This is a genomic window from Paenibacillus sp. ICGEB2008 (assembly GCF_000307675.1).
In the GTDB taxonomy this organism is placed as follows: Bacteria; Bacillota; Bacilli; order Paenibacillales; family Paenibacillaceae; genus Paenibacillus; species Paenibacillus polymyxa.
On record NZ_AMQU01000028.1, the window covers coordinates 13303 to 31104 of the forward strand.

General features: G+C 47.5%; 16 protein-coding genes and 1 pseudogene. 5 read left to right on the forward strand and 12 right to left on the reverse strand.

The genetic code is table 11. The features are described 5' to 3' along the window. Positions 1-25: 25 nt before the first annotated feature. Together C400_RS0123355 and C400_RS0123360 are read left to right on the forward strand one after the other, a co-directional pair. Complete coding sequence (locus tag C400_RS0123355) at positions 26-262, forward strand: hypothetical protein (RefSeq protein ID WP_016819308.1); 237 nt, start codon at positions 26-28, stop codon at positions 260-262. 15 nt (positions 263-277) lie between these two features. Next, complete coding sequence (locus C400_RS0123360; RefSeq protein ID WP_016819309.1) at positions 278-1393, forward strand: GerAB/ArcD/ProY family transporter; 1116 nt, start codon at positions 278-280, stop codon at positions 1391-1393. Positions 1394-1456: 63 nt separating this feature from the next. Here the strand turns inward: C400_RS0123360 and bcp are convergent, their stop codons facing one another. Genes bcp through C400_RS0123380 form a run of 4 tightly spaced genes read right to left on the reverse strand, consistent with a single transcriptional unit; the run spans position 1457 to position 4596 of the window. Then, positions 1457-1933 (reverse strand): thioredoxin-dependent thiol peroxidase, encoded by a 477-nt coding sequence (gene bcp / locus C400_RS0123365; protein WP_016819310.1) that lies wholly within the window; start codon positions 1931-1933, stop codon positions 1457-1459. Positions 1934-1975: 42 nt separating this feature from the next. Continuing rightward, positions 1976-2764 carry an ABC transporter permease gene (locus C400_RS0123370; protein WP_013369444.1) on the reverse strand — a complete coding sequence of 263 codons (789 nt, stop codon included), beginning with the start codon at positions 2762-2764 and terminating at the stop codon, positions 1976-1978. A 4-nt stretch (positions 2765-2768) separates the two neighbouring features. Beyond that, positions 2769-3563 carry an ABC transporter permease gene (locus tag C400_RS0123375; protein ID WP_013369443.1) on the reverse strand — a complete coding sequence of 265 codons (795 nt, stop codon included), beginning with the start codon at positions 3561-3563 and terminating at the stop codon, positions 2769-2771. Continuing rightward, positions 3556-4596, reverse strand: coding sequence for an ABC transporter ATP-binding protein (locus C400_RS0123380; RefSeq protein ID WP_013369442.1), 1041 nt, complete (start codon positions 4594-4596; stop codon positions 3556-3558). Before C400_RS0123380 ends, C400_RS0123375 begins: the two co-directional genes overlap by 8 nt. 103 nt (positions 4597-4699) lie before the next feature. On the opposite strand from C400_RS0123380, the gene C400_RS0123385 reads away from it, so the two are divergent. The 3 genes from C400_RS0123385 to C400_RS0123395 all read left to right on the forward strand — a co-directional run bounded on the left by C400_RS0123385 (position 4700) and on the right by C400_RS0123395 (position 8378). Next, the gene (locus tag C400_RS0123385; RefSeq protein WP_013369441.1) at positions 4700-5821 is read left to right on the forward strand and encodes an LCP family protein; all 1122 of its coding nucleotides are present in this window, start codon (positions 4700-4702) and stop codon (positions 5819-5821) included. An 82-nt stretch (positions 5822-5903) separates the two neighbouring features. After that, positions 5904-7220: a glutamate-1-semialdehyde 2,1-aminomutase gene (locus C400_RS0123390; RefSeq protein ID WP_017428424.1), complete on the forward strand. Its 1317-nt coding sequence runs from the start codon at positions 5904-5906 to the stop codon at positions 7218-7220. Positions 7221-7427: 207 nt separating this feature from the next. Beyond that, positions 7428-8378, forward strand: coding sequence for a DMT family transporter (locus C400_RS0123395; RefSeq protein WP_017428425.1), 951 nt, complete (start codon positions 7428-7430; stop codon positions 8376-8378). 99 nt (positions 8379-8477) lie between these two features. Here the strand turns inward: C400_RS0123395 and C400_RS0123400 are convergent, their stop codons facing one another. The 8 genes and pseudogenes from C400_RS0123400 to C400_RS0123440 form a co-directional block, all read right to left on the reverse strand. Further along, positions 8478-8879 carry a sensory rhodopsin transducer gene (locus C400_RS0123400; protein WP_017428426.1) on the reverse strand — a complete coding sequence of 134 codons (402 nt, stop codon included), beginning with the start codon at positions 8877-8879 and terminating at the stop codon, positions 8478-8480. Positions 8880-8930: 51 nt separating this feature from the next. Further along, a pseudogene (locus C400_RS0123405) lies at positions 8931-9919 on the reverse strand (glycoside hydrolase family 88/105 protein). 73 nt (positions 9920-9992) lie between these two features. Next, a complete protein-coding gene (locus C400_RS0123415; protein ID WP_017428429.1) occupies positions 9993-11105 on the reverse strand; it encodes a rhamnogalacturonan acetylesterase in 1113 nt (370 codons plus the stop codon). 18 nt (positions 11106-11123) lie between these two features. Continuing rightward, positions 11124-11963, reverse strand: coding sequence for a carbohydrate ABC transporter permease (locus tag C400_RS0123420; protein ID WP_013369435.1), 840 nt, complete (start codon positions 11961-11963; stop codon positions 11124-11126). A gap of 5 nt (positions 11964-11968) precedes the next feature. Then, positions 11969-12877 (reverse strand): carbohydrate ABC transporter permease, encoded by a 909-nt coding sequence (locus C400_RS0123425; RefSeq protein WP_017428430.1) that lies wholly within the window; start codon positions 12875-12877, stop codon positions 11969-11971. 190 nt (positions 12878-13067) lie between these two features. Continuing rightward, a complete protein-coding gene (locus tag C400_RS0123430) occupies positions 13068-14360 on the reverse strand; it encodes an ABC transporter substrate-binding protein (RefSeq protein ID WP_013369433.1) in 1293 nt (430 codons plus the stop codon). 174 nt (positions 14361-14534) lie between these two features. Beyond that, positions 14535-16094: a response regulator transcription factor gene (locus tag C400_RS0123435; protein WP_017428431.1), complete on the reverse strand. Its 1560-nt coding sequence runs from the start codon at positions 16092-16094 to the stop codon at positions 14535-14537. Beyond that, a complete protein-coding gene (locus C400_RS0123440; protein WP_231124988.1) occupies positions 16072-17802 on the reverse strand; it encodes a sensor histidine kinase in 1731 nt (576 codons plus the stop codon). The genes C400_RS0123435 and C400_RS0123440 overlap by 23 nt, the downstream gene beginning before the upstream one ends.

Below are 17802 nucleotides of genomic sequence, written 5' to 3' on the forward strand. Positions count from 1 at the left end.
CCCTTTAACGGAAGGAGCCTTCACCGTGCTAATCACCACTGTTATTATCTGTATCGGTCTAGCCATTGCTGCCAAAGATTTGCCAGGCTTGTATCGAAAACATCGCTTTAAAGATATGTTCGTGTACATCATTATGCTCGGAATAGGCACATGGCTTAGTGTCCTTGCCGCTAAATCAGAGGTTACGCCAAGCCCGCTGGTGCTGATTGAAATCATCTACAACCCTGTTAACGCTTTTGTATCACATGTATTTGGTTTTTAGAAAGGAGACAGCCACATGTCAAAAAAAGCACGTATTAGCGTTCGGCAAGTGACTGTCCTGATGTTTATGAGTTTAATCGGGGATATGCTCTTAATCTATCCGACTATGATTACACATATTGCTCATCAGGATGCCTGGATCAGCTCCATACTGTCCATCCCGCTGGGCTTAATCATTATTTACGTGCTTATTCGCGTTCATGAACTCCACCCGAATCTTACACTTATTGAAGCGATTCGCAAAATTTTGGGGCCCGTGTTCGGAACCATTATCTCCTGCTGGTATTTGTTTTATTTCTTCATGGGTGTCGTCCTTAATGCGAGAGAGGTAGGTGATTATCTGACTACACAGATATTTGAGGACACTCCTTTGCGCGTTCTACTGGCGATGGAAGTTTTGATGCTTGTGCTTGCTGCATTAGCGGGAATTGAAGCCTTTAGTCGGGTTAGCGAGATTTTGATACCTGTGTATATATTCATTTTTAGTGGCTTGATCCTAGCGCTGCTACCACAAATTCACCTTTCTAATGTACGTCCTGTTTTGGAAAACGGGCTCGCTCCAGTTGCTAAAGGGATGGTTCCAGGCGCGGCAATGCCTTTTGCCGGAATGTCTATCATGCTCATGGTTTTCCCTTTTGTCAACAAAAAAGGTCATTTTAAAAGGGATATGCTGCTCGCATCGCTTCTAGGCGGAGTACTGATTAGCCTCTTTCTGCTGCTCTCCCTGCTTGTGATTGGACCCTTCGTGACCAACTACAGTCCATACATTTCATCTGCCCTTTCAACCAAAATTAATGAGCTGAATTATATTACACGCATTGAATCACTGGTTGCTTTGCTCTGGGCACTAGTCGCTTATTTTAAGGGAGTCATTTTCTTCTTTGCCTTTACTTTCGGTATAACCCAGTTGTTTCGAATTTCTAATGTTCAACCTTTTATTATACCTGCGGGGGCGCTTGTGTATGGAATGACCATTTTGGTAACCCCCAATGTGTTTTATTATGTAAGAACTCTTGTTTATCCCATGGCAGCCTGGCATTATACGAACGGCTTGATCATTCCACTTCTTTTATGGATTGTTTACCTCTGCCGGCAAAAGTGGAAGCAGCGGCAAAACATATCTACACATTAACAAAAAACCTTCTGAAACCGACGCTTAAAAAGCATAACGCGATTCCAAAAGGTTTTTCATAACTTATGCCATGTCCTGAATGTAAGCCAGCGCAGCATCAATATGTCCTTTTACTCTTAAACCGCGCCATTCATGAACTAAAATGCCATTCTCATCAATAAGGAACGTAGAGCGAACAATGCCCATGTACTGCTTGCCGTACATTTGTTTTTGCTGCCATACACCATATATCTCAGCCACCTGATGCTCTTCATCAGATAACAACTGAAAAGGTAGACCGTACTTGGCAATAAACTTGTCATGCTGCTTAAGTGGATCGGGGCTTATGCCCAGAATCACGGTGTTCAAACCTTCAAACTCCACATGTTTATCCCGAAAATCACAAGCCTGGGTCGAGCAGCTAGAGGTTAAGTCCTTGGGATAAAAATACAACAATACTCTACTGCCGCGATAATCCGACAGCTTGACACTCTTGCCCTCACTACCAGGCAATTCAAAGTCTGGTGCAGCTTGTCCAATAACGGTCAATGTCGTGGACATCTTATCATCTCCTATCTTGTAGGGGTTCTTATATCATCCACCCTATGAGCCAGCCCCCCGGTAACGCCGAATCCCCCAGTTCCAAGCCAGTAAGCCCAATGTCAGAAAAACAATTCCCATCACAGGAGTTAAGAGCGCCATATGGCGCATGTCCTCTCGTTGAAGGAACAGGGAAGCCGGGTATACACCGACAAAAGCAAAAGGGAGTATCCAAGTCAGCACAACCTGAATGGCACGGTTATAGATCGTTACCGGATAACGTCCGTAGCCCTGAATATTGTACATGAGCGGAATAATTCCTGTGGGCGCATCCGAAAAGAATGAAAGAGAAGTCAATATGGTGTATATACCCGTATAGATCGCCACGGCACTTAGACTCAAAACGATCAGCGCCGGTACGAACCACCACTCCATAGCCAAATCCATCTGTGCGCCGCTGATCCCCATAATAATCAGGCCGATCACTGAGCCGACCAGCGCGGGCGGGTCCACATTTTCAAGGAAAATCTGGAACAGATTATACGCAGGACGGGTCATTACCCGGTCGAGTTCACCTTTTACAATATAACGCTCGCTAAAGTTCCAAAGGTTAACGAAACAACTGAACAGTCCATAAGGAACCATAAAAAATCCGTAAACGAACACAACTTCGCTTTCACTCCAGCCACCCAAGCTGTTCGTATGCATAAAAATAACTAAAATAAAAATAAGATTCGTGGCCTGAAAGAGCAGATCCGAAATGACTTCTACCCAAAAATCGGCACGATAGGTGAGCCGTGATTTCATGTAATTTTTCAAATATTCGCTAATGAGACCCAAATAGTACATCATCGGCTTACCCTCCCTGCACGAACAGACGTCTGCGCGCCAGCCGCCAAATGATGATCATCGGCACGAGCAGAACGACCAGCCAAATGATTTGGATACCCAGCACATTCCATATGCCAACGCCTTTTACACGTCCCGTAAATACAGAGCCCGGCAAATAAGTAATTGCCTGAAACGGCATCCATTGGGAAACTGTCGCCAGCCAGCCCGGAAACAAACTGATTGGCAAGATCAACCCCGAGAACAGGTCTACGACTACGCGCTTCATGCGCATCATGCCCTCATTATTTTCAATAAAAAAGGCCGTCAATCCTGTAATAATATTAATCTGAGTATTAATCAGAAAGCTGAAAAACAGCATGACCAGAAAACCAATCCAGGCTACCGGGTCACTAGGAAGCTTCACGGGAAACAGCAGCATCGCAATCGCCATGCCCGGAATCATAAACAAGAGGAAGCGAAACATCCCCTCGCCGAGCCCCTGCATAAACTTAACAAGTACATAGTTATAAGGTCGGATCATCTGAATAGCAATGCTTCCATCCCGAATATCCGTCGATATTTCGCGATCCAGATTGTTAAAATAAAAGGCTCGTGCCATCCACGAAACGGCTACATAGGTTGTCATCTGAGCAGCAGTAAAGCCTCCAATACTACCCGCATCGCCATATATCGCTTTGTATGTGAAATAATACACGCCGATATTCATGGAATAAATAAGTATGCCTGAATAATAGTTCACACGATAAGCAAGCATGGTGAGAAATCGAATACGAATAAAATCGGTATATACGCTAAGCATGAACTTTGGCCTCCACTATCGGATTGCCCTGGCGTTCTGCCGAGCCAGACTGATAGATACTGCGGACGATATCATCCGTGTTGGTTTCAATGATTTTGATATCCGTAATGTCCGTGCGACCAACTACGTTAGCTAGTACATCCGATACATTAATATGAAGAGGAATCCACACCTTGGCAGCCAAATCGTTATCCATGGTCCACGTCAGCGGCATATCGGCTGTCCATGCCTGCAATTGCTCCAGCTGTGTCGTCGTACCAAATTGAAACCGTACTTCCCTTCCTGTCCCCCAACGATCCTTGAGATCATCCAGTCCACCATCATAAATGATATTCCCATCATCCAACATAATGACGCGCGAGCACAGCGCTTCAATATCCTGCAAATCATGGGTTGTCAGCAAAATAGTGGTCCCGTGTTCACGGTTCATGTCCTTCAAAAACTCGCGAATTTCGGACTTCACCATAATATCAAGTCCAATGGTCGGCTCGTCTAGAAAAACAATGGACGGATTGTGCAGCAAAGCAGCTACCAACTCACAACGCATCCGTTGTCCAAGGCTAAGCTTGCGTACCGGGCGACTTAGCAGATCCTGCAATTGCAGCCTCTCTACCAGCTCATCCAGCCTACGTTTGAAGTCTGTGGCCGGAACCTGATATACTTTGCGCAGCAGTTGAAAAGACTCGATCACACCGATGTCCCACCAAAGCTGGCTGCGCTGACCGAAAACAACGCCAATGTTACCTACAAATTTCTCGCGATCCTCATAAGGGACATATCCTCCCACCTTGAGATGTCCCGATGTCGGCACGAGAATACCTGTCAACATCTTAATCGTGGTGGACTTTCCGGCACCGTTCTCACCAATATAACCGCATATTTCCCCTTGCGGAATACGGAAGGATATATCTTTGACCGCAGCCACCTCGTTGTATTCGCGGGCGAATAAATCAAGGAAGGCACCTTTTAAGCCCTCGCGGTTTTTTTGAACCTTAAATGTTTTGCGCAGATCCTGCACATCAATTGCTAGCATGCTATACCTCTCAATCAGGATTTGTAAAATCCATAGTTAAATTGATTGTGCTCCAAAAAGAAATTATAATGTAATGAACTGAAAAGCGAAAGGGAGAGCATCCATGACAAGCAGAACCAAAAGGACGATATGGTCGGTTCTAGCCGTGGTAATCGTCGCGATTGTCGGCTTTGCCGTGTACTATTTTACATCCATTTATAATCAGCTGGATAATCTGCATAAAGAGGGTGCTAACTCCCCCTTCAAAAATGTAAAGCAGGTCGATCAGGTTCGTACGCCAGAACCGCCCAAGTGGGAAGGTACCGATATGGTCAACATTTTGCTGATGGGTGTCGATGGCCGTGGCATCCAGAAAGGGGAAGTCCCCCGATCGGACAGCATGATGGTCGTATCACTGGACCCCGTGAAGAAAAAAATCCACTTGTTCTCTATTTTGCGTGATACGTACGTGGATATTCCCGGCTACGGAAAAAATCGAATCAATACTGCCATTACTCATGGCCCCAATACGGCCATGAAGACGGCTGGCGATCTATTGGGCATCCCAGTGCAATATTATGTGTATACGGATTTCCAAGGCTTTATCAAACTGGTGGACGCTGTAGGCGGCATTGATTTTGAAGTGGAAAAGGATATGCATTATACAAGTAATGCGGATAAGCATGAATACGATATTGATTTGAAAAAGGGTATGCAGCATCTGGACGGCAACACGGCGCTTCAATATGTGCGGTTCCGCCATGATGCCATGTCCGACTTCTCCCGTTCCGGACGGCAACGGGCATTTTTGGAGGCCGTAGCCCAGAAAATGCAGACCACGACTTCCATTGCTAATCTGCCAAGCATTTTAGAGCAGGTTAACCCGTACATTGATACAAATCTCAGTGTTAACGATATGTGGAAGCTGGCGAATGTAGGGTACCAAAGCAGCTTTGCAGGCAGCGAACAGGTTCCACCGATGAAGCTGCTTGGAGAAGAAAATGTGGGCGGCGCGGCAGTTCTTACCGTCCGCGATCCCGAAGAACTGAAATCATATGTGCAGGATATATTTAATAATCCTCCCACACAAACACAGGAACAAAATAAGGATCAGAACGAAACGAAACAGCCAGATAGTGCATCGTCTTCCAAGACGGATAAAGCCTCCTTTACAGGGGGCAGTAAAACCAGTAATGAGGATGCTTCCACACAATCAACAACAAAGACAGGACAAAAAGAGCTATAATGATGTATGCAGGGGCAGCCGTGAACGCTGCCCTTTGGCGTGTGTATACCCTATTTTAATGAACGGAAAGGAAGTTTTGATGATGAAACGGGATAACTCCGAAGCACTATATAAAGAAGCCCTGGAGCATATTGTCGGGGGCGTTAACAGCCCTTCACGCTCCTTTAAAGCTGTAGGCGGCGGCGCTCCAGTATTTATGAAACGCGCCCAAGGTGCTCATTTCTGGGACGAGGATGGCAATAAGTATATCGACTATTTGGCGGCCTACGGCCCTATTATTACCGGACATGCTCACCCCCATATTACCAAGGCCATCAGCGAAGCGGCTGCGAATGGCGTATTGTATGGAACCTCGACGGCATTGGAAATCAAACTGGCCAAGATGCTAAAAGAGGCCATTCCTTCTATGGATAAGGTCCGGTTTGTGAATTCCGGCACAGAAGCGGTCATGACGACGATTCGTGTGGCACGGGCCTATACTGGGCGGAACAAGATCATCAAATTTGCCGGCTGCTACCACGGTCACTCGGATTTGGTACTTGTAGCCGCAGGCTCCGGCCCTTCCACACTGGGCATACCTGACAGCGCAGGCATTACAACCAACATTGCGAGCGAGGTCATTACTGTGCCATTCAATGACCTTGACGCGTTGCGCCAAGCTTTGGAGCGCTGGAGCGACGATGTTGCGGCAGTCATGGTAGAGCCGATTGTCGGTAATTTCGGCATGGTGATGCCGCAGCCGGGTTATCTGGAAGGGCTGTGCTCGATGGCGCGGGCGAATGGCTCCCTCGTCATTTATGACGAGGTCATTACCGCCTTCCGCTTCCACTACGGCTCAACCCAAACGTATGCAGGTCTGGACAACCATGATGCGATTCAGCCGGATTTGACCGCACTGGGCAAAATTATGGGCGGCGGTCTGCCGATTGGTGCATACGGCGGCAGCAAGCAGATCATGGAGCAGGTTGCCCCACTCGGCCCAGCCTATCAGGCAGGTACAATGGCGGGCAACCCGGCTTCGATCTCGTCAGGCATCGCCTGCCTTGAAGTTCTTCAAGGGGAAGGCGTGTATGAAGAGATGGAACGTCTGGCTGTGAGACTGACGGACGGTATTCAGTCTTCCGCTGATCGTTACGGCGTGCCATTGACGATCAACCGCATTCGTGGAGCGTTCTCGACGCATTTCTGTGATCATCCGATCACGAATTACGCGCAGGCGCAGGATACGGATAGCGAAGCGTTCGCATCCTTCTTCCGCCACATGCTGGATCGCGGTATTCATCTGGCTCCGTCCAAGTTCGAAGCCTGGTTCCTCACAACAGCGCATACGGACGAAGATGTGGATGCCACGCTGGAAGCGGCGGACGATTCGTTCCGTGCGATGTCACAAGGTAAATAAGCAGAGCAGTAAGCGATAAAATATGAATAGGATGAGAGCTGGAAGTAATCTTAGGGACGGGTATCCGACCTCTGGGACTGCGTTCTGGCTCTTTTTCATTTCACAACTGTACCCGTACAGTTGCAGATTTTATGAATTGTATCTGGTTATGCTATCCGGTTATATTGAGAGAACCACAAGTTGAGATCATGATTACGGGGGTTTATTATGCACAGTCGTTCCGGAAATGGGGTCGCCTATCTGGCAGCTCTCAGCTATGCAGCTATACTCGGCTTTTCATTTTTATTTGTAAAATTGACGGTGACAGAGGCAAGCCCGCTGGATGTGATCGCCCACCGCTTTGCGTTGTCATTGATCGCTCTGACCATTCCAGTACTGCTTGGTTGGATCAAAATCAATATCAAGTTGCGTGATATGCTGCGCATTTTACCATTGGCGCTGCTTTCACCTTTACTGTTTTTCCCCTTGCAAGCGTTCGGACTGATGAGTACTTCTTCATCGGAGGGTGGAATTATTCAAGCTACCGTTCCGATCTTTACGCTTCTGCTAGCCTCCTATTTTCTTAAAGAGCGCACAACAGTGCTTCAAAAGATATCCTTACTGCTATCTGTCTTTGGTGTCGTTTTTATATTTGTGATGAAAAGCGGAGCACCGTTAGCTTCCAATAGCTTTGGCGGTATTTTTCTGCTCGTGCTCTCTGCTATATGCCTATCTGGCTATAACGTACTGGCTCGTCCATTAACACAAAAGTACAATCCGATGGAACTGACCTACGTTACCTCCATTTTGGGATGTATTGTTTTTAACTTGGCGGCCTTGGGGTATCATGCCATAGACGGTTCTATGAGCGCTTATACTGCGCCGCTGGTAAAGCCTGATTATTGGATGGCACTGGCTTATCTGGGCATACTATCTACCCTCGTCACCTCGCTGTTGTCCAGCTTTGCCTTGAAGTGGATCGAAGCCTCCAAAATGAGTGTGATTGGTAATTTATCCACCCTTATTTCCATGTTAGCGGGTGCTTATATTTTGAAGGAACAGCTTGCCTACTATCACATTATTGGTGCTGTGGTGATCATTATCGGTGTGGTGGGCACCAATTTCGGAGGAAGAAAAAGCTTTACGCCGATCAAAACAACTTCGGCTAAATCACAATAATGGGCTAAAAGCAGACAGGTGCTAATTTGCCTTCAAAAAAAGAAAACTCCAAGCTGGGTCATTCCAGCCTGGAGTTTTTAACTTCATCGTTTTCGTGGACTAGACCGGATACGCCATGACACTCATTAACGCCAGCTCCGGCTGTGTCGTGTCCAGTCTACTATATTGTACAATGATAGGCACATCGCTAGTGACCGTAATTGCGTAAGGAATACCTGGCGGAATCCGTTCGCCGGACTTTTCCAGCGAGGCTGTTCGGATATGGCGGGTTCGTCTTCCTTCCACCACCTCGATCATTCCCTCCAACGGCTCACGGTCTTCAAAATAAATGTCTATGCTCAGCTTTGCCGCACGGTTTCCACAGTTCAGCACACATATACTCTCATGACTGAGCAGCTCTCCCCGGCTTTCCGGTGGAATATATCCATCGGGGATGACCCAGAATAAACTTCCTCGCGGCTGGTTAGCCGCCTTTTCCTGAGACTGTTCAGGTTCTCCCATGCCATTAGCCTCCTTTCACCTATGAATACCTTCACACCTCTAAAGCCTTTTTTACCCGTACGGATTCTCTTTGGTACGCAGCAGTTGAGCCAGAAAAGCAAGCGTCAATCCCTGGCCCCATCCCTGAATGCGTTTGTAGGGTACGTTGCGATAGCCATCTATATCGTTCATTACAGCAGTTCCAGCGGATACGCCAGTCACTGTGCCGTCCTCTTTAATGCGGGAAAGGATGCCGTCGATCGCCTTTTGCGTGTATTTGTTAAACAATCGGCCCTGCATAAGCAAAGCAGTCGCAATCCCTGCAGAGCCGGAGGTTTCCAGATAAGAGGTATCATCATTCAGCACTGTATGCCATAGTCCTTCTGGGGATTGCAGCCGCACTAGTGCATTGAGTTGGTCACGCAGCGAGCCGTCAATGATCATATAGGATGGATGCTGCACCTCCACACATTTCAGCGCCTTGGCCATCGTGAGGGCTGCCCATGAATTGCCGCGCGCCCAGTATATTCCCGACATGCGGCTTTGGTTCGCATGATCCCAGCCGTGATAATACAAATTCGTATCCGGGTCCTGCAAAAATTCTTCATGCCCGTGATATTGCCGGATTCCATCCTCCCAATATGTCTTGTTGCCCAGCAAATGCCCGATCCGCAGCAGATAATAACCGGCCATAAACATCGTATCCACCCATGCTTGCTGCGGAAATACATCATGTAGTGAATTCACGGTGTGCTGGAAAATGCCATCGGCAAACCGCTCAGCTTTTTTCGTCAAAAATTCTGCCATCTCGATGGCGATATCCAGGTATTTTTGCTCACCTGTAGCCTGATGTAGTGCCAACAAACAATGTCCAATAGAAACGCCGTTTACCGACAGAGGCGGAAGTCCATCCTCGATATTCTCGTCAACCCATTCTTTCAGCTTGGTCAAATACTTTTCATTGCCTGTTGCTTCATAGGCCTCGCATACTCCATAAAAGGCTACTCCACCCGGCCAATCACCTGTTTAATCTGTTCCTCATCAAAACTCAATGCGGGCATTGCTACGTCTCCTCCTTTGGTAAGCTTCACGTTAGTTGCCCTCCTTGCCACCTGTTCCAAAAAAGGTCATCCGTCAACGTAAGTACATGCGCAGCGGTTGCAAATCCAGTTCCTTCACAGCCGCCGTCACCATATTTGCAATCCGGATCGCACCATTCTCATGAAAATGCGTATTATCCTCCAGGCCGCCGGAAAAGTTCATGTATTCCCCAGGCAGCAGCCACATAAAAAGCTCCTTGCTTTCTTCAGGGCCCAGCTCTTCATATAACTCCTGCGTGCGGGCAGACAAATCAATGAGCGGCACGTTCGCTTCTTCCGCCAACTCGCGAACCGCCGTTATATAGTCGCCATGTGTATCGGACAGCGTACCATCCTCGTTAAAATAGCGACGATGTACAGGCGTAATCAGCAACGGGGTTCCGCCCTTGCTTCTAGCTCCGTCGGTATATAGGCGCAAATGCTCCTTGTAGGTCGTAAAAGGCTCCGTGGCCCGCTTCGGATCAGGCTTCTGATCATTATGACCGAACTGGATGAACAGGAAGTCTCCTGTCTTCATTTCTCCCAAAATAGCGTCCAGACGTCCCTCGTCCACGAAGCTTTTGGAGCTTCGTCCCGATACAGCGTGATTATCCACGCAGACATCATGCTTGAACAGGGCTGGCAAAGCCTGACCCCAGCCTGTATAAGGATAGCCGGTCAGCCCTTGATCCGTAACCGTAGAGTCTCCGGCTAGGAATAGCCGAAGACTCTGCAGTGCGGGTGCAATTTCCAGAGCATTGAGCCGTGGCGCAGTGCCAGATACGGTGAGGCGCAGTCTGCCGCCTCGGACAGGCACCGTAAACATCGCTTCCGTGAACTGGCCCGGCAGCGTGTGTACCGGGGGCAGCATATGCTTGCCCTCGCCAGCCTGGAATCGCGTGAGCGTTTCCGCCAGTGGATCGCCGACCAGTATAGTGACGAGATACAGCCCGTCTGGCACATCTGCAATAAACGAAGCGTTCAGTGGAATACAAAAGCTGTTTCGCAGCCGTGTGCGTGCATCCTTGGCTGGATTCTGCCTTTGTCGCCCGTACACATGCTCTGTAGTCTCGAAGCCATAGCCCTGTTCAGCTGTATATATGCAATCCGGGGACACTGCCTTGTAGCCATCCGCAGGCTCCCCCGGACCAAAGTCAAACTTCCACATTTTACTCACTCCTCGGTCTTAACCCTTCAGGCCACTCGTGCTCATTCCTTCTACAATTTGCTTTTGGAAAGCGAAGAATACAGCGATAACAGGCAGCAGGCTTAAGATGGACATCGCGAACATTCCTCCCCAATTGGAGGCTGACTCGCTATCGAGAAACATTTTGAGTGCAATCGATACGGTATATTTCTCTGGAGAGTTCAGATACAATACCGGACCTAATAGATCCTCCCACTTCCAGTAGAAAGAGAAGATGGCCGCCGTAGCCAGCGAGGATTTGAGCAAGGGTAAAATAATCCGAAAATACAACCGGAACTTGCCGCATCCATCAATCGTCGCCGCTTCATCCAACTCTGCTGGAATCGTGCGTATAAACTGCACCATCAGAAAGATGAAGAACGGCATCCCGAAAAAGGATGGTACTACCAACGGTAAGATTGTATTGATCCATCCAAGCTTGGTGAAAATGATATATTGCGGTACCAGCACTACATCCCCTGGCAGCATCAGCGTCACCATCATCAGAGCAAACCACAAGTTACGCCCTTTGAATTTTAAGCGTGCGAAGCCAAATGCGATCAATGAGGAGGAAAGCACAGCGCCAATCGTGGAAATCACTACGATCGTAAGCGAATTTAGAATATATGTGCCGAAGTTATAACCCGTCGTGCCTTTCCAGCCTGTTACATAGTTTTGCCAAATCCATTCTGTAGGGAAAAGTGAGGAGGCTGTGACGAATATCGTCCGACTTTCTTTAAATGAGCTGAACAGCATCCAAAACACGGGATACAGCATTAGGAGCGCTAGTGCAGCAACCAGAATGTGATAAATTGGCCATTTGAACGTTTTCCATGCCATTGGTATCAGCGCCCCTTTTCCGCTTCATAAAATACCCAAAATTTGGATGTTATAAATAAAATCGCAGTCAGTATCGCAATCATAATAAGCATGACCCAAGCCATAGCCGCCGCATATCCCATATTGCTGAACATAAACGCCTGCCGGAACAGATACAGTGAATGCAGCATCGTTCCATCCATTGGGCCGCCCTCACCCTTGGAGATAACATAGGCCGGGACGAAGGTCATAAAAGCACTGATTGTCTGCATTATCAAGTTAAATAAAATAATCGGACTCAGCAGTGGCAGCGTAATACTGAAAAATTTCCGTACTGGCGTAGCACCATCTACACTGGATGCCTCGTACATTTCATGCGGAATGTTTTTCAGTCCTGCCAGAAAAATAAGCATGGATGAACCAAATTGCCATACAGACAAGGTGATTAGCATCATTAGCGAAGCATTCGGATCACCAAACCATTTCACCGGGGTTGCCCCCAAGGCCGAAAGCAAGCTGTTAACAATGCCCTCATTACTGAAAATATTGCGCCACATGATGGATACTGCAACGCTCCCCCCGATAATAGAAGGCAGATAGTACATCGTCCGATAGGTGCCCACCATGCGTGACTTGGTATTCAAAATCATCGCCACAAACAACGCGAAAATCAGTCGCAACGGTACACCGACCAGTACATACGTAAACGTAACCCTGATCGAATTCCAGTATTTCGGATCGCCTGTAAACATTTTTTCGAAGTTACCCAGACCAATCCATTTGGGCGGGGTGAACAGATTGTAGCTGGTAAAGGATAGATACAGCGAAATAAACATTGGAATTAATGTAAATGCCAGAAAGCCCACAATAAACGGGCTGATAAACGCATATCCGGTCATATTGGCTTTCAAGCTCTGATGATTTCGCAAGCTCATCAAGCCTCCCTTCTGTTGCATTTTAAAAATTAGCAAATTTAAATATATATATTAATCGTTGTTATATGAATTTTGTTTTGATATCTACAAAGGTTGCCTCTACGATGGGTTCGTCGGATCAACCGTGCGCAATCATTGCTTTGCACTACGCACGGTTAACCTAACGAAACGTTCCTTCAACCCTGCATTGTTACTGCTTGTTATTCGCAAGGATGGTATTCGCATCAGCCCGGAATTTGACCGCTGCGTCTTCAGGCGTCATCTGTCCGAAATTGACTTGCTCAATATAATCGGTCAGAGTAGCAATCACTTCCGGCGATCCAACAGGCGGCGGCGGGCTCATTGGAGAAGCCTTTGGCTCCATGGAAGCCACAAATTCAAACACCTGCTTCGTTGCCTCGCTCAACTCCGGCGCTACAGCTTCTTTGATTTTGGCAGAAATCGGTACGCCGCGTTCGCCTTTAATCAATTTATTCGCTTCTACATCATTCATCCAGAAATCAATAAATTTTGCGGCCTCATCCTTCACCTGTGAACGGGAAGCCACAGCCCAGTACATTGTAGGCTGCATATACACGCCTTTTTCCATATTCGGTCCAAACATCGGAGCAAGCGCCATTGGCCGATTAACGACCTGTTGTAAGCCCACATATTGATTGGACCACTGCCAAATGCCGATGCCTGTTCCTTTAACGATATCCGATTCCTCAAGAATTCCCTTGGTTTGGTTCATGACTTCAGGAGTTGGTGTCGCTCCCTTTTTAATTAGCTCAGCTAAACCGCCGAAAAAATCAACAAACAGCTTATCGTCGTCATACCCCAATCCTGTTCCTTCCGTATTGTAGAGAGATTTTCCATGTGTCCGCAAATAGTAGTGGAAGAAAATATCCGCAGCCATTGAGCTGTCAAAGTAAACTTTATTAGAGGCTGCCTTCAAAGCCAGCTCTTTGTATTGATCCCATGTCCAGTCGTCAGGAATTTTGTCTATGCCCGCTTTTTTGAGCAATGCCGGATCATATTGGAAGCCCAACACATTGACACCTGTTGGAATACCATATTGCTTTCCGGCAATGATCCCGGTTTTGAGTACATTTTCGTTCACATCAGCGACTTGGATTTTCTGATTCAAGTAAGGCGCCATATCCTCCAGTTGGCCGTTCTTCGCATATTGGCTAATATACGAAATGTCCATCTGTACGATATCCGGCAGTTGGTTTGCTGCCGCCTGCGGGGCGAGCTTCTTCCAGTAGTCATCAAAAGAGGCATATTCCACATCAATCGTCACATTCGGATTTTTTTGCTTATACAAATCGATAACCTTCTGCGTATATTCGTGGCGCGTATCCGATCCCCACCAAGCGATCCGCAACTTTACTTTCCCGTCTGCACTTGTGCCCGAATTGCCTCCACCGTCTGCTCCACTACATGCCGTCGTCAAAACGAGCAGCATCGCTATGATCAGAAACCATCCCTTTTTGCCCACCTATCTCTCCCCTTTTCGCTGTTCTAGAAAGGAGCCTTATTACAAGTAACAATGTACTTACGCAAGTTTGATAGCGTTTACATTTGCTCCTGTTGTTATTTTCCCAAATGCAGAGAAACATTGGAATACACAAATCCGATTTCAAAGGTTCAAAAAACAGAGGGGCTCAGCAGCTCATCCCCGTTCGTATGATTTAATGTACTCGGACGGTGTCATACCTGCCCATTTTTTGAACACCTGGCTAAAATATTGCGCATTCCCGCCGAAGCCGAACCATTCTGCCAGCTCAAACACCTTTACGTCTCCCGTCTCCCGAATATGCTCAGCCGCACGTTCGATCCGGTAACGATTGACGTAGTGCGAAAAGTTTTCGCCCGTCACTTTTTTGAAAATTTTCCCTAAGTAGTCGGAATTCATATAGAGCATTTGCCCCGCCACTCCGTTCAGTGAAAGATCGGATTTTCTATAGTTTTGCTCAATAATTGTGATCATTTTATCCACCGTGGAAGATTGGCGGTATACATTGCTTTTATAATAAATTGCGGTCATTCGTTCGGCAGCTTCCTGTACAAAAGATTTGAGACATGCCAGTGTTTTTTGCTCTGCCAGCACGACCATTCGGCTCGTGAACGCCGCACGCTCTTCTTCAGGACATATACGGATCATGGCAGCATAGAGCTGTAGCACATAGGAACGGGTTACGGAGATTTCCAACTTCATACGGGACAGGATGCCGAACAGCCGATCCACTTCCTGCGCAACTTCCTCCCTATTTCCAGCCTTGATCAGCAGACCGAACTTCTCCTCGTCCAGCTCCAAATCTGCCATCTCCCGGGTGTCCTCAGCCGCCAAATCCTCCTTCGTAATGAGACTTCCCTCTCCGGTGTAAAAGCGGTGATTCATACAATGCAAAGTCTCCCGGTACATCCCCCGCGAATGCTGCATGCTATCCGACTCGCTAACTGCGACGGTCACCTCCAGCTTATAAAAGCGGTGAAATGTCGTACGTACCGCTTCAATCTGTTTCATAAATCGAGATGTGTCATCCCCACTCTCCAGCACAATTAGCAGCTGCCCTTGCATAGTCGTACTGAGCAAGACATGATCCATTAAATCCCCTGCTATATTTTGCAAAGCAAACAAATGCTCCGGCTCGTGGGACTCCTCCACCCGCAGCAGCAGCATTCGAACCTGCTTATCTTGCAACTCCAGACCGAACAAACGCTCATAAAAAGCGATATCACGGCTGCCGTAAGTTTTATAGGAAATAAACTCCTTCAAAAAATGCTCCTTCACATGCGGCAACATACGCTGAAAATCAAGCTTCATCCGGTTCACAAACTGCTTGCGTTCTTCCTGTTCCTCTCGCTCCTGTCCCAACTCTGTCAGAGCCTCATGAATTTGCCGCTCGTTACAGGGCTTCAGCAAGTAGTGCTTCACCCCGTATTGCATAGCCCGACAGGCATAGTCAAAATCTTTGTAACCTGACAACAGAATAAACCGAACGTCTGGAAAATGCTCCGTCGTTTTGGCAACGAGTTCGATACCGTCCAGTCCTGGCATAGAAATATCGCTGATCACAAAATCAGGCGGACTCGCCTGGATCTGATCGTATGCCTCAATCCCATTACGCGCCGTACCTACCAGCCTTGTTCCTGCCTTGCCCCAATCGACCACCTGTGATATGCCTTCCAAAATCATACGCTCATCATCAACCAGTAGCACCTTGTACACGACCCTGATCCCCTTTCACATATGGAATACAGACATGAATTGACGTTCCTGCTCCTGACTCGCTATGCAGCTCTATCCCCCAAGGTGTACCAAATGTCAGGCTAATCCGTTCTTGAATATTCGCAAGTCCAATACCCCGCCCACGGGTGGTGATCTGTCCGCTCCGCAGCTTTTCCAAGAAATCCGGGGTCATTCCAGGTCCGTCATCTTCAACCCTCAGGAACAGCGTCCCCTCGTTTTCTCTGACCACAATTGTGATCCGACACGGTTCAATACGCGGCTCCAGCGCATAATGAATCGCATTCTCCACCAAGGGCTGAAGCGTTAGCTTCGGAATTTGCGCGTCCATCAATTCTTCCGGGACATCGAGATGGAAAACGAGACGTTCATCAAAACGTGTTTTTTGGATCGTTACGTAGCTTCTCACGATATCCAGTTCTTTTTGAAGCGGAATTAGCTGTTCTTCAAAACTGACCGCGCTGCGTAGTAGAAAAGCAAGGGCTTCCACCATTTCTGAAATCCGGTCCTGCTTGTTGGCCTTGGCGAGCCAGTTCACAGACTCTAATGTATTGTATAGAAAATGTGGATTTATCTGTGCCTGTAGCGCCTTTAGCTCTGTTTCCCGCAGCAGTAGCTGCTTGGCAACATTCTCATTAATAAGCTCACGGATACGGCGGATCATCTTCTTATACGTCCGATGCAGTAAGCCTACCTCATCCTGTGTGGAAAGGGGTACCGCCCCAAGCGCTTCCTCTTCCAGACGGTCGAGATCTCCTTTTTCTATTTTACGCATGTTCTGGATCAACTGAACGATCGGTTGGGTAATGCTGCCCGATAACCTAGCGCCCAGTGCCAGTGCTATAAGCAGCATAATGACAAAAATTGCGCTTACAATTTCTTTGATTATCGTAATACTGCGAAACATATCATCAAAGGGAGTCATATGTAAATACGTCCAGCCCGTATAAGAGGATTTGATTTGAGCAGCAAAAAAGGTCCCGCCTGTATAGGTCGCGATCCCGTAAGGCTGCTTCCTCCCAAGCTCTGCCTGAATATCGCTCTCACTCAAAAGCGGTGTTTCGGGATAAATCATCCGTCTTCCGTCTGTAATCATCAACTGTCCGTCACGGCCGGAGGTCTGCACACGATCCGCTACAATCCGGTCAATTCGCACACGAATCGCAAGCGTTCCAAGCCCGTTCAGCGTAAAATTGGAATCGGTAAAAGATTTGAATTGCCGTGCTGCCAGCAAGGAGGAATGGCCTGCCGCATACCATGCATGGGAGCCGTCATATTCGTCTGCCAACTCCGACAGGGTGGATCGAAGCTCTTGGGGGATACCTTCGCGGTTGCCCGCACTCATCACCTGTCCCTCTTTGTCGATTACCATCATAGAATAGACATAGGTTTCAGAGCCGGCAAAGGCAATAAGCCTATTCGTTATTTTTTTGCGCAGTACCATTTTGACATAAGGTGACGTTTCCTTTTCCAACTGGAGCAAATAACGCTGAAGCTGCTCGTCCGTTATTACCTTAAAAGTAACCTTTTCAACATCCTTCAGTTCATTTTCAATGCCAATTGAAGAAATATTGAGTACCTCGGATGTCTTTTTGTACATTTGATTATCATAAATATGAAATACGTATTTAAGTATGACTGCAACAACCGCAAAATTAACCAGCATGAGCACCGTAATCAGCAGTACCAT

Excerpts from the sequence above, each read along its gene's own strand:
- C400_RS0123360 (WP_016819309.1), top strand. The coding sequence starts at position 278 with ATGTCAAAAAAAGCACGTATTAGCGTTCGGCAAGTGACTGTCCTGATG.
- bcp (WP_016819310.1), bottom strand. The coding sequence starts at position 1,933 with ATGTCCACGACATTGACCGTTATTGGACAAGCTGCACCAGACTTTGAA.
- C400_RS0123370 (WP_013369444.1), bottom strand. The coding sequence starts at position 2,764 with ATGATGTACTATTTGGGTCTCATTAGCGAATATTTGAAAAATTACATG.
- C400_RS0123375 (WP_013369443.1), bottom strand. The coding sequence starts at position 3,563 with ATGCTTAGCGTATATACCGATTTTATTCGTATTCGATTTCTCACCATG.
- C400_RS0123380 (WP_013369442.1), bottom strand. The coding sequence starts at position 4,596 with ATGCTAGCAATTGATGTGCAGGATCTGCGCAAAACATTTAAGGTTCAA.
- C400_RS0123385 (WP_013369441.1), top strand. The coding sequence starts at position 4,700 with ATGACAAGCAGAACCAAAAGGACGATATGGTCGGTTCTAGCCGTGGTA.
- C400_RS0123390 (WP_017428424.1), top strand. The coding sequence starts at position 5,904 with ATGAAACGGGATAACTCCGAAGCACTATATAAAGAAGCCCTGGAGCAT.
- C400_RS0123395 (WP_017428425.1), top strand. The coding sequence starts at position 7,428 with ATGCACAGTCGTTCCGGAAATGGGGTCGCCTATCTGGCAGCTCTCAGC.
- C400_RS0123400 (WP_017428426.1), bottom strand. The coding sequence starts at position 8,879 with ATGGGAGAACCTGAACAGTCTCAGGAAAAGGCGGCTAACCAGCCGCGA.
- C400_RS0123415 (WP_017428429.1), bottom strand. The coding sequence starts at position 11,105 with ATGTGGAAGTTTGACTTTGGTCCGGGGGAGCCTGCGGATGGCTACAAG.
- C400_RS0123420 (WP_013369435.1), bottom strand. The coding sequence starts at position 11,963 with ATGGCATGGAAAACGTTCAAATGGCCAATTTATCACATTCTGGTTGCT.
- C400_RS0123425 (WP_017428430.1), bottom strand. The coding sequence starts at position 12,877 with ATGAGCTTGCGAAATCATCAGAGCTTGAAAGCCAATATGACCGGATAT.
- C400_RS0123440 (WP_231124988.1), bottom strand. The coding sequence starts at position 17,802 with ATGGTACTGCTGATTACGGTGCTCATGCTGGTTAATTTTGCGGTTGTT.